Below are 12,755 nucleotides of genomic sequence, written 5' to 3' on the forward strand. Positions count from 1 at the left end.
GCGGTCTGCGAAATCACATCGGGCGGAGTCAGGGCGGCGCCGATGACAAAACCGCAGAGCAGTGCGTACTTGCGGTTTTTTGATAGCCACTTGTAGTCGACAACCCCGAGCCGGGCGAGGAAGAAGATGACGATAGGGAGCTCGAATACGAGCCCGAAAGCGAGCAGCAGTTTGCTCGACAGGGCAAGATACTCGCCCATCGACAACATCGGGTTGCTGACGCCGCTGCCGATGCCGTAATCGATCAGGAATTTGAAGATCGTCGGGAAGACAAAGAAAAAGCCGAAAAAGGTACCGGCGGCGAAGCAGAGAGAGCTGGCCGTGACAAACGGGAAGATGTATTTCTTTTCGTGATTATAGAGACCGTGGGCGACGAAGGCCCAGAGCTGCCAGAAAATGATCGGTAGTGAGATGAGCAGACCGGCCAGCGCCCCGATTTTGAGATAGGTGAAAAACGGTTCGGTCGCCTTGATGAAAACCAGCGAATTCCCTTCCGGCAGCGCTGCCCGAACCGGTTCGGAAATGAACTGAAAAAGCTGCTCGGAGAAGCCGTAACAGGCGAGAAAGGCGATAAACCACGCGGCCGCTGCAATCATCAGCCGTTTGCGCAACTCCTCAAGATGTTTGGTCACAGGGAGCTGTTCATCGCTCATCGTCGGTTTCGTTCCCTTCGTCGTCTGTCGTTTCAGTGTCGTCGTTCCGGTTTAGCTCGACGATTGGCGGCGCCCCGTTTTTTTTGACGACGCCGTCCGGCAGCTTGCCGTCAGTCGGCGGAATGTCTTTGTTGGCGTTCTGGTACGGATCATAAGAGGGGTCGGGCGGGGTCATTTTACCGCGATCGAGGATCTGATCACGGATGTCGGCCTGGCGGACTTCCTCGTTGAACGATGACTTTAATTCATCGGTTGCCTTTTTGAATTCGTTGAAACCGCGGCCAAGGGCGCGGGCGATATCGGGAAGGCGCTTCGGCCCGATAACAATCAGGGCCAGGGCCAGGATGACCAGAAGTTCCGGAAAGCCGATGCCGAACATAGTTTCTCCATCTGACGGATCTCATTAAGCCGCACGAAACGGGTGAGCAGAGGATAGCGGCTAAAGCCAGTAGTGTCAAGGGCTAAGGCTGGATAAGGGTTTGACATATCAGGGTTTTTACACTAGACTACGGCCTTCCGATTTGCCGAGGAAAGGTGTCATGGAACTCTACGAAACCAAAAAAGAAATCCGCCGGCTGCTGGACGAGAAAGACGCCCTGCTGCTGGCCCATAATTACCAACGTGACGAAATCCAGGAAATCGCCGATATCGGTGGCGATTCACTCGCCCTGGCGATGGCGGCGGCCGAAACCGACAAGAGTGTCATCGTCTTCTGCGGGGTCCATTTCATGGCCGAAAGCGCCGCCATCCTTTCGCCGGAGAAGACGGTGCTGCTGCCGCGCCTCGATGCCGGCTGCCCGATGGCCGACATGGTCACCGCCGATGGCCTGCGCGAGCTCAAGGCCAAACACCCGGAGGCGACGGTTGTCACCTATGTCAACTCATCGGCGGCGGTCAAGGCCGAAAGCGATATCTGTTGTACCAGCTCGAATGCGGTCAATGTTGTCAACTCGCTCGATGCCGAAGAGGTACTGCTGGTGCCGGACCGCAACCTCGGCCAGTACATTGCCGACCGGACCGACAAGACCTGCTATTTCTGGGACGGCTACTGCCCGACCCACGAACGGCTCGAGGTTGCCGATATCGAACGGGCGAAAGCGGATCACCCGGATGCCCTGTTCATGGCGCACCCGGAATGCCCGCCGGCGATCCTCGCCATCGCCGATCACATCTGCTCAACCAGCGGTATGTACAGTTATGCCAGCCAGAGTGATGCGAAAAAATTCATCGTCGGCACCGAGATGGGTATCCTGTACCGCCTGCGCAAGGAAAACCCGGACAAGGAATTCATTCTGCCGACGACGAAGCTGATCTGTCCGAACATGAAGCTGACCTCGCTCGACGATGTGCTGCATGCCCTGCAGACGATGTCGCCCCAGGTGACGGTGCCGGAGGATGTCCGGATTAAAGCGAAAACATCACTCGACCGGATGCTGGCTGTACCGCGAGATTGATTGACTGATCTAATCCTGAACTGGGCGTGTCCGATCGAGATGTCGGGCACGCCTTTCTTCTTTGGGGCTTGCGATGTCCGAGAATGAACAACGCATAGAGGCGAGACACGCGACGCTACAATCGGTCGCGGAAGGTTTTGCCGCGCATCGGCATCTTGAGGTGCATGGTCTGACCAACCCGGTCGCGGCCCGACTTCTCGCCGAGCTGCTGAAAACAGCCGAGCGGACGATAGCGGTCCTCGTCGCTGACCAGAAAGAGGCGGCGAAACTGGCGGCCGACCTCTCTTTCTTTCATAATCCGGACGAAATTGTCATCCTGCCGCATTGGGAGGTCGGGCCGTACGATCCTCTAAGCCCGCACCCGGAAGTTGAGGCGGAACGGGTCGCGACCCTGGCGGCTCTGCATGCCGGCTCGGCCCGGGTTGTCGTTGTGCCGGTCCGGTCGTTGCTGCAGCGGGTCATGCCGCGCCCGGTTCTCGATCAGCTTGCCTTTCACCTGGTTGTTGAGGAGGAGTACCCGCGGCAGGACTTGAAGAACCGGCTGCTCGGTCTCGGCTACCAGCCGGTGCCGATGGTTGAGGATCGCGGCACCTTTTCCCTGCGCGGCGACATCCTCGATATCTATCCGGCGGCGAGCCGGCAACCACTCCGGTTCGACCTGTTCGGCGATTACATCGAGCAGATCCGGCCCTTCGCGGTCGACAGTCAGCGGACCGGAGAAGAGTCGCTGGCCGAGGTCTTGCTGCTTCCGGCCCGCGAGATGGTCCTGGCCGGCGAGCATCTTGATTATTTCCTGCAAAAGCTGCAGGAACGGTGCGATGATCTTGACATGACCCGGACCCGGCGCGAAGAGATTCTCGACGAGTTTCGTGAAGCTCTGCCGGCGCCGGGCCGCGAATTTCTTCTGCCCCTCAATTACCCGCAGCTTTCAACTCTCTTCGATTATCTGCCCGAGGCAGGCTGGGCGGTGATCGACCCACCGGCGATTGAACAGGCCATGGACCGGTTCGCCGCCGAAATCCGTGAGGGCGAACAGCGTATCAGCAACAGCGCTGAACCTTATGTCGCCGCGGATCAGCTGTTTCTTGACCCGGGGTCTGCAACTGAACAGCTCGACAAGGGCCGGCGCATCGACATCACCCGCCTGCAGCTTTATCACCTTGAAGCCGACTGGCCGCTCTACCGGGTCGAGGCTTTGCCGAACAGCGACTTTCACTGCTCGGCAAAGGAGCTGCGGCAGGGCCTCGACCGCCTGGTCGAACAAATCGAAACCTGGCGGACAGAAGACTGGCGCATTCTTTTTGCCTGTCACCAGCCGGGTCAGGCCGAACGGCTGCAGGAGATGCTGTCGGCCCATGGTCTCGAACTGCCTTTGGTTCCGGACCGCCGGCTGGCCGATATTCCCCGGGGGGAAGCGCTGGTCTGCGTTGGTGAACTGTCGGCCGGCTTTCGTCTGCCGGATGAAAAGATCGCACTGTTCAGCGATGAGGATATTTTCGGAACCCGGGCCCGGCGCCGGACCCGACGCCAGAAACGGCGAACCCTCCTGCCTTCACTCTCCGAGCTCAAGGAAAACGATTTTATTGTTCATACCGATCATGGCGTCGGCCGATACCGCGGTCTTCAGCATCTACAGACCGGATCGACCGAAGGCGACTACCTGCTGATCGAGTATGCCGGCGATGACAAACTCTATCTGCCGATCGACCGGATCGAGCGGGTCCAGAAATATGTCGGAGCCGACGGGCATGTGCCGAAACTCGACAAGATGGGCGGCACCGCCTGGGAAAAAGCGAAGTTCAAGGCGCGGGCTGCGGTCGAGGAGTTGGCGCGCGATCTTTTGAAAATCCAGGCAAAGCGGAAAATGAACAAGGGCCACAGCTTTCCGCATCCAGGCGCCGACTTCCGTGAATTCGAGGCGACCTTTCCCTACGAGGAGACCACCGACCAACTTGCCGCCATCGAGGATGTCCAGGAGGATCTGCAATCGGAGAAACCGATGGATCGGCTCGTCTGCGGTGATGTCGGCTACGGCAAAACCGAGGTTGCGATCAGGGCTGCCTACCGTGTCGCCCTTGAAGGGAAACAGGTCGCACTGCTGGTCCCGACGACCATTCTCGCGCGGCAGCACTGGACGACCTTTCGGGCGCGCTTCGCCGGGACCGCCGTCGAGGTTGACATGCTCTCGCGGCTGCGCAGTCCGGCCGAGCAGAAGGCGGTCATGGAGAAGCTGGAGGCGGGCAAGATCGATATCATCATCGGCACCCATCGCCTGTTGCAGCGCGATGTCCGCTTTCGCGATCTCGGTCTGATTGTTATTGATTAAGAACAGCGCTTCGGAGTGACGCACAATGAGAAACTCAAGCGTTTCCGCGCCGAAGTCGATGTTCTGACCATGACCGCGACGCCGATACCCCGGACCTTGCAGCTCGGAATGCTCGGCCTGCGCGACCTTTCGGTTATCGACACGCCGCCGGTCGATCGGCTTGCCATCCGGACGTATGTCTCCCGCTTCGATGATGATCTGATCCGCCAGGCGGTTCTGCGTGAACTGCAGCGCGGCGGCCAGGTCTTTTTTGTCCACAACCGGGTGCAGACCATAGACGCCATGGCCGATTTTATCCGTCAACTGGTACCGGAGGCAAAGGTCGCGGTCGGCCACGGCCAGATGGGGGAGCGGCAACTGGAAAAGGTCATGCTCGATTTTATCGAAGGGAAGAACAATGTCCTCGTCTGCAGCACCATCATCGAAAACGGCATCGACATTCCGCGCGCCAATACCATTATCGTCAACCGGGCCGACTGTTTCGGTCTGTCGCAACTCTACCAGTTGCGCGGCCGGGTCGGGCGCTCTGATCGGCGGGCTTATGCCTACCTGCTGATTCCCGGCGAAGGGCTGCTCAGTCGCGAGGCGCGGGAACGTTTGCGCATCCTGCAGGAACAGACCGAACTCGGGGCCGGATTCAGAATCGCCAGCCACGATCTTGAATTACGCGGCGCCGGAGAACTGCTGGGCGCCAGGCAGGCCGGCCAGGTGACAGCGGTCGGATTCGAGATGTATACCGATCTACTCGAAGAGACCATTCAAGAACTACAGGGCCTGGCGAAGGAGGATCGGATCGATCCCGACGTCCGGCTCGGGATCTCGGGCTACCTGCCGGAGGTCTATCTGCCGGACCCGAATCAGCGGCTGGTTTTTTACCGCCGGCTTGCGACTGCCGAGTCGGATGAAGAGATTTACGATCTCGCCGATGAGTTGCGTGAACGATACGGCAAGGTTCCCGCCGCCGGACAGATGCTGATCGAACTGATGAAGCTCAGGGTTCTGCTCAAACAGCTGCGGATCGAGAGCGCCGAATTCGACGGGCGGCGACTGATATTCGGGTTTCACGCCGCAACCAGGGTCTCTCCGGAAAAAATCCTCAGCCGGCTGCAGCGGCCGGACGTAAAAAGCAGCTTCTCGCCGGACTACAAGCTGACCCTCGAAGTCGGGCGGATCGGTGATAGTGAACTGCTTGATTTTGCTAAAAAAGAATTGCTTGCTTTTCTTGAGTCGTGATAGTTTGAACGCTCATGATTTCGAGGTTCGGACCTCGATTTATTCCTTATGAAGGGTTGGTTATGCGCCGTTGCCTGATCACCGGTACAATCACTTTTTTCCTGATGCTTCTGCTTTTGAGTGCCTGCAAGAAAGAGAGTGAAGCGCCCTCCCCGATCTTGCTTCGGGTCGATGGTCGTGAAGTCAGTCTCGAGCAATTCCACAAGCGGTTTTCAAAGTCATTGCCCCAGGGGCATAAGCTCTCCGAGGAAGAACGGGAAGAGCTCGAACGTTCTTTTCTGGTCCAGGTGATTGATCGGGAACTGACCCTCGCCCAGGCGGATCGTATGGCGATCCGGATTTCACCCGAGATGCACGACAAAGCGATCGAGGAAGCCCGCAAGGAATATCCTGCCGGGACCTTTGAGACGATGCTGCGCGAACGGGGAACCAGCCTGCAGGAATGGAGCAATGATCTGCAGGAGGACCTGCTGATGGAGAAGGTCGTTCATCAGCGAGTCTATGCCAAGTTAGAGGTCAGTGAACAGGAGATCGCTGATTACTACAAGGAGAACCAAAAGGAATTTGACCGACCGGACCAGGTCCGGGCCCGGCAGATAGTTGTTTCAACCGAAGAGGAGGGGCAGAAAGTTCTTGGCCTGCTTCGCCAGGGTGAAGATTTTGCCGATATCGCCCGCAAATATTCGCTCTCTCCCGATTCGAACGAGGGTGGCGATCTCGGCTTCTTTGCCAAGGGCGAAATGCCGCCGGAGTTCGAGAAAGCGGTCTTTAACCTCGCCGTCGGCCGGCTCAGTGACCTCGTCAAGAGTGAGTATGGCTATCACGTGTTCCTGGTTGAGGAGAAGCGCCAGGCAGCCCAGCTGACCCTGGATGACGTCAGGGACGAAATTCGTGAAACCCTGCTCTCGGCAAAGAAGGAAAAGGCTTACCAGGAGTGGCTGCGGGATTTGCGGAGCCAGGCGACGATTGAGATGGACTGGTCCCTTTTCAAGTGAGTTGATCTTTTTTAAATTACGGCGGAAGACTCCGGGCGGCCGCGTCAATCAAGCTGGCATGCTGCTCATCCACAGACTCTCGCTTTTCCTGACCTTGCGAAAAAAATATCAATCCTTATATTGATGAATCGGTAATCAATCAATGCGAGAGAACTCAACGATGCAAAATAAAATCATTTCAGCACTCATCTTTTTTCTCCTGTTCACTGCGGTCAACTGTTCTGCCGAAGTCATCAGTAAAGTCGCGGCGGTGGTCAACGATGCCGTGATTACGACCCGCCAGCTGGAGGCTGCCTTTGCGCAGGCCTTAAAGCTGAATCCGAACAGCGCGTCCCTGACTGCCGCAGAAAAGGAGAAGATGCGACTGAAGGTTCTCGATCAGCTGATCGAGGAAGAGCTGTTCAAGGATCGGCTCAAGCAGCTGCGGATCAAGGTCTCGGAAGAGGATGTCGAAGCCGCTGTCGAGGATGTGCAACGCCAGAACAACCTGACGCGTGAACAACTGGCGCAGGCCCTGCAGCAGCAGGGGATGGATTTTGCAACCTACCAGGACCAGCTGCGCAAGCAGATTCTCCGCTTCAAGCTGATCGGCGCCGAGGTGCAAAGCAAAACCGAAGTGACCAGCGCCGAGGTCCGGGAATATTACCGTGATCACATCGATGAATATCGCGAGCCGCCCTACATGCAGCTGAGCCGATTCACTCTGCCGATCCCCGGAAGTGCCGACGAAGAAGAGATTGAGGAATTGAGAAACCAGGCAATAGAGGCGCGGAAACGGCTGGTCGAGGGGGAGGCGGTCAACACCCTGCTGGTCTCTTATGCCCTTTCCGGAGCCGAAGGTGGTGATATGGGCCGATTCCGGGTTGGCGAATTGAGCGAATCCTTTGACCGGGTGGTGCGTAACCTTGAGAGTGGCAAGATCAGTGAAATCGTGGAAGTCCCGAATGGTTTTTTTATCTTCAAGATGACCGACCGGAGCAGCGGCGGCGAAAAGCCGTTTGACGAAGTGCGCCCCGGAATCGAACAGATCCTGCAGGAAGAGAAGCGGGAACAGGCGTTCAAGGATTGGAACAGGGAGTTGCGGGAAGAGGCCTATATCGATATCCGGATTTAAAACATCAAGTTTTTTCTTTTATTTATCTGCTTTTACGGAAAGATGTAGTTGGAAACATCTTAAATGATGATATAAGGTTAGGTGGCATCCGGAGTCGTTGACCTGAACGTATTTTTTGTAAGTCTGATTGGGGGCACACATTATGTATACGACCGGGCCGCATTTCTTTTTTACCAGCGGCGCAAAATTTAAAAACAGAAGCAAAGCCGCAAAATTGATGCGGCTTTTTGTTTTTTTTCTGATTTTTTGTCATCTGTTGACCGGTTGGGTTTTTGCAGCCAAGTGGCAGCCGCATGCTGATTTTACCGGCAAAGGAGGTAGCGAACGCAGCCTTGGCGAGATGGAGCTCTTTATCCCGATTGATGAAACCGACAAAGAGCTGCTGTTCCTAGACATCCGTGGCCAGTTTGATGACCTGGAAAATTCGGAAGGAAACTTCGGGATCGGTTACAGGAAAATCCTGCCTGGCAATGATCGAATCATCGGGGGTTATCTCTTTTACGATCTTATTTCAACGGATGCCGGCAGTGATTTCAGTCAGTTCACTCTCGGGGTTGAAAGACTGACGGAACATTGGGATTTCCGCTTCAATGTCTATTTGGCCGAGAGTGGCAAAGAGGTTGTTAGTTCGTCGGGTGGAGCGGCCACCGGTATATTCTATCAGGGGTCCAATATTGTTCAGCGAACAAATACGTTGACGACTGAAACGTTTGAACGGGCCATGAGTGGTTATGATGCAGAAGTAGGATACCGTTTCGTTCATCAGGATAACCTCGAAATCTGGGGCTATCTCGGCGGATACAGTTTTGATGCATCTGATGTTGAAGCCATTAATGGCGGTCGCGGCCGGGCCGGTGTCCGCCTGAATGATATTTTCGATATGCCCGGCTCACTGATCGAACTGACCGGAGAGTACCGTTACGATGATGTTCGGGAAGATGAAGGCCTGCTCGGTGCCCGGCTCCGTATCCCTTTCGGGGCTACTGACAATTATCAGCCGATTCGACAGCTAAGTTCGATTGAGCAGCGCATGGTTGAGCGGATCCAGCGTGATCCGGACATTGTCACCGGCACCGCGACTAAAACCAGTGGTATTGCTGCCCCGGACGTCGTCTTGACTTCCGGTGGAACGCCGATCTTGATAACGCATGTCGCCAGTAGTGCCGCCGCCGGTGGTGACGGTTCAGCTGAGACGCCTTTTGACACGTTGACCGCCGCCGATGCTTCGACCGACGATATCGTCCTGGTTTATGCTGACAGTTCTTTCAATAATGAATCTTTCAGCCTGGTTGCCGGGCAGCGTCTGCTCAGCGAGCTGGTCGCGACTACGTTGACAGTCAATACTGATCAACTCGGCGCGGTCGCCCTGCCGCGCGCTTCGAGCGGGACATTGCGTCCGACGATCACCAGTACCGGAAACATTATTACCTTGGCTGATGGCAGCGAGATCAACGGTTTGGATCTTTTGAGTTCGGGCGGGATCGCGCTCGGTGGCAGCGGCTTTGCCGGTTCGACAATCGTCGATACAGATGTAGCAGGTGGTTTGCACGGCGTTTCGTTCACTGGCGCTACAGGCACTGTTGCTTTCAGCGGTTCTTCAATTAGCAATACGACCGGAACCGCTTTTGCCTTGAGTGGCGGATCCGCGACGGTTACGCATGATGGTGCGATTTCGGGCGCCGGTGTGATCGATATTGACGGTATTGGCGGTGACGTCACCTTCAGTGGCGGGATTAATATCTCAAGCGCGACCGCTGATGCGGTGACGGCAACCAACCTCGGAACGGCGACTGTCACCTTCAACGGAGGGCTCGATGCAGCAACAACATCTGGAGCCGGGATTGTCGCCAGCGGCGGCAATCTGAATATTGCCAGCGGGAGTGTCGATGCAACAGGAGGCGCAGCGCTGTCACTTACTTCGACAACAGCCAGTCTCTCCCTGTCCAGTGCTCTCTCATCCGGCAGCACTGCCCAGGGTCTGGTTCTCGGCCAGGTTGACGGGACCGTCGCCATCGGCGCAACCACCATCAGCAGTAGTACCGGTGAAGGCATCTTCCTGAGTGGCAATCCGGCAACCCTTTCAGCCGGTTTCGGAGCGACGACAATCACCAATCCGGGCGGTGACGGAATCCGCGTCAACACCAACGATGCCGGAGATTACAGTTTCGGCAATGTTTCGATCACGACAGCAAGCGGTACCGGCACCGGTCTGAACATGGATGGAGCCGATGCTTCCCTGGCCAACAGTGGCACCTTCCTGTTCGACGGTTTTGCAACCGGTATCGATCTGTCAAGCACTCAGAACTTCCGCAGCATCACTATCAATGGTGGTGATATCCGCAACGTTGATACCGGTGTCCAGCTCAGCAACACCGGCAACACGGCCCAGACCGCGAATGCCAATTTCCAGTTCCGCAATGGTTCGATTGATATCAATACCGGTGCCGGCAACTATACGATCGATGCTGATGGTCTGGTTTCCACCGGACCGGCGGTCAGTGGTACCTATGACTTCACCGGGACGACCTTCGGGTCTGGCGACCTGGCGTCGTTTGAAGGGAGTGGGGGCGCGTTCTTTGTCGCTACGAACGGTACTGGCGACGGCTCGTCCTATGCCAATGCTGCGACCGCAGCCGACGCTCTAACGAACACAGTTGCCGGGCAGACGATTGTTTTCCTCGGTGGCAGCCACGACTTTACCTCGCTCGGTGGCAGCACCTTTACTCTGAAGGACAACCAGACCGCTCTCACCTTCATCAATGCTGGCGACACCCTGACTCTCGGTGCCGGTCAGCCGGTCAACATTGTCGGTTCAAACTTTGTCACCGGCAGTGTCACCGACACCGACAACCTCGGCGCGGCAACGCTTGGAACGACCGGAGCGAGTACCCTGACTCTTGCTGATGCCAACATTCTGGAGAACCTGACGCTGACAGGCGGAACAGCAGCCGTTTCTGGAAATACCTTCAGCGGCCTGACCCTGAACAGCCTGACGATCTCCGGCGGTTCGACAGCGGCCCTCAGCCTGACCGGCGTGACCGGGGCGATCGCCGTGACCGACTCTACGATCTCCGATGCCAGTGGCGACCTGCTGGCGCTCAACGGTGGCTCGGCCAATATCGCATTTAATAACAGCGACCTGAGCCAGTCCGGAACGGGCAGCACCCTCTCGGTCTCCGGTGGGCACAGCGGCACCGTGACCTTCGATGCGACATCCGACCTGTCGGCGACCAATGGCGACGGCCAGCAATTTGATAATGCCGACGGGACCTATACCTTCAGCGGTACGAACTCTCTGGGTGGAGGTGATGCCGGTATCGATATCATCAATGGCAGTGCCGGTAGTTTTACGTTTGATAATGCTTCAATCACCAACCCGACCGGGACCGCCTTCAACGTCAACGGTTCGACCGGCGATATTGCCTATAACGGCACCATCACCCAGACCAACGCGGCCAGTGCATTGAACGTCAACAACAAGACAGCCGGTACTCTGGCAGTGACCGGGGCGATTGATGCCCAGACATCTACGGCCAATGCCATCAGTCTGACCGGTAACAGCGGCGGTACCATCAATCTGGCAGGGACCGGTGCAGGCATTGATATCATCACCTCAACCGGATCTGGTTTCACGGCGACCGGTGGCGGTACGGTTAGTGTCACTGGCAGCGGCAACACCATTGCCTCAACATCCGGCACCGCTCTGAATATCAACAGCACGACAATCGGTGCCAGTGGGCTGACTTTCCAGAGCATCTCTTCCGGTGCCGGCGCCAATGCCGGGATTATCCTCGACACAACCGGTACAGCCGGTGGCCTCACTGTTACCGGGGTTGGCTCGACCGCTGGCAGCGGCGGAACAATTGCCAACAAAACCGGGGCCGACGGTACGACCAGTGGTGTCGGGATCTACCTCAATAATACGCAGGATGTCTCTCTCAGCAACATGCAGCTCAATGATTTTCAGAACTTCGCAATTCAGGGATCGGGCGTGGCCAATTTTGATCTCACCAATTCCGTCATCAGCGGGATCAACGGGACCTCGGCGGCCCTGGACGAAGGGAGCGTCAGCTTCAGCAACCTGCTCGGCTCAGCGAATTTTACCGGCAACACGATCGGTGGCGGCTTCGAGGATAATATCAGGGTGGTCAATAACAGCGGAACTCTCGATCGTCTGACCGTCAATGGCGGTACCATCGGCTTGAACAGCACCGCTTCCGGCAACGACGGCATCCTGGTCGAGGCGCAAAACAGCGCCACCCTGAACACGACCATTAGCGGCGTGACCTTCCTCGGTGCTCGCGGTGACCTCTTCCAGTCGAACGCCCTCGGGACGTCGACCATGGATATCGTGCTGCAGGACAACAGTTTCCAGAACAATCACACCAACGTTGTTGCCGGTGGCGGCGGTGTCACTCTCTCCGGTGGTAGCGCCGGTGGTAACATCAACGTCACCTACAATATTTCCAGTACTGCGTTGGGTGCACAGACTTTCCGTGACGCCAATGGCAACGCCATTACCGCCAACTTTGTTAATGGTGCCGGTACGGTCATCGGAATCGTCCAGGACAATACCATTGGCGCGGCCGGGTTTGCCGGCTCCGGTTCATTGACCGGTTCCGGTATCATGATCGGTGCGGCCGGGACGATTAATCATAGTGTGGTTATAAACAACAACATCATTCAGCAGATCAAGGGCTTTGCCGGGATTGATCTGCTGAATAACAGCAATGTTGATCTGCATGCGACGATCGCCAACAACAATGTGGCTCTCGCCGCTGATCCGACAAACAACTTTGCGCTCTCTTCCCTCTATGCCATGGCTGGTGGCAACGGGACCGCGAGCGGAACGACCTGTCTCGACATCAGCGGTAATAACTTCAACAACAACGGAGCGGCTTTTTCCGGGAATGCTGTTTTCCTCGACCAGCTTAGTGCAACGGCGAATTACAATCTGCCGGGATATGCTGGGTCGGCTAA

The 12,755-nt window shown here is 56.8% G+C and carries 8 protein-coding genes; 6 read left to right on the plus strand and 2 right to left on the minus strand.

Features of this window, described 5'->3' with window-relative positions; all coding sequences use genetic code 11:
• On the minus strand, positions 1–653 hold a 653-nt coding region (gene tatC, locus C0623_08195), incomplete at its 3' end, for a twin-arginine translocase subunit TatC (GenBank protein PLX99910.1).
• Positions 643–1,032: a twin-arginine translocase subunit TatB gene (tatB, locus tag C0623_08200; GenBank protein ID PLX99911.1), complete on the minus strand. Its 390-nt coding sequence runs from the start codon at positions 1,030–1,032 to the stop codon at positions 643–645. The genes tatC and tatB, both read right to left, overlap by 11 nt.
• Positions 1,033–1,192: 160 nt before the next feature.
• Here tatB and C0623_08205 point away from each other — a divergent pair, with 160 nt between their 5' ends.
• The 6 genes from C0623_08205 to C0623_08230 all read left to right on the plus strand — a co-directional run.
• Positions 1,193–2,107: a quinolinate synthase gene (locus tag C0623_08205; GenBank protein PLX99912.1), complete on the plus strand. Its 915-nt coding sequence runs from the start codon at positions 1,193–1,195 to the stop codon at positions 2,105–2,107.
• A 73-nt stretch (positions 2,108–2,180) separates the two neighbouring features.
• Positions 2,181–4,433 (plus strand): hypothetical protein, encoded by a 2,253-nt coding sequence (locus tag C0623_08210; GenBank protein PLX99913.1) that lies wholly within the window; start codon positions 2,181–2,183, stop codon positions 4,431–4,433.
• A 15-nt stretch (positions 4,434–4,448) separates the two neighbouring features.
• Positions 4,449–5,666 carry a hypothetical protein gene (locus tag C0623_08215; GenBank protein ID PLX99914.1) on the plus strand — a complete coding sequence of 406 codons (1,218 nt, stop codon included), beginning with the start codon at positions 4,449–4,451 and terminating at the stop codon, positions 5,664–5,666.
• Positions 5,667–5,680: 14 nt separating this feature from the next.
• Complete coding sequence (locus C0623_08220) at positions 5,681–6,661, plus strand: hypothetical protein (protein PLX99915.1); 981 nt, start codon at positions 5,681–5,683, stop codon at positions 6,659–6,661.
• A 142-nt stretch (positions 6,662–6,803) separates the two neighbouring features.
• A complete protein-coding gene (locus C0623_08225) occupies positions 6,804–7,775 on the plus strand; it encodes a hypothetical protein (GenBank protein ID PLX99916.1) in 972 nt (323 codons plus the stop codon).
• 127 nt (positions 7,776–7,902) lie between these two features.
• Positions 7,903–12,755: hypothetical protein (locus C0623_08230; protein PLX99917.1), on the plus strand; the 4,853-nt coding region annotated here is incomplete at its 3' end.

This window comes from Desulfuromonas sp., from assembly GCA_002869615.1.
Taxonomy (GTDB): Bacteria; Desulfobacterota; Desulfuromonadia; order Desulfuromonadales; family UBA2294; genus BM707.

What these genes read in the sequence shown, in the direction of transcription:
- tatB (PLX99911.1), bottom strand. Translation starts at nt 1,032, where the DNA reads ATGTTCGGCATCGGCTTTCCGGAACTTCTGGTCATCCTGGCCCTGGCC.
- C0623_08205 (PLX99912.1), top strand. Translation starts at nt 1,193, where the DNA reads ATGGAACTCTACGAAACCAAAAAAGAAATCCGCCGGCTGCTGGACGAG.
- C0623_08210 (PLX99913.1), top strand. Translation starts at nt 2,181, where the DNA reads ATGTCCGAGAATGAACAACGCATAGAGGCGAGACACGCGACGCTACAA.
- C0623_08220 (PLX99915.1), top strand. Translation starts at nt 5,681, where the DNA reads ATGATTTCGAGGTTCGGACCTCGATTTATTCCTTATGAAGGGTTGGTT.
- C0623_08225 (PLX99916.1), top strand. Translation starts at nt 6,804, where the DNA reads ATGCGAGAGAACTCAACGATGCAAAATAAAATCATTTCAGCACTCATC.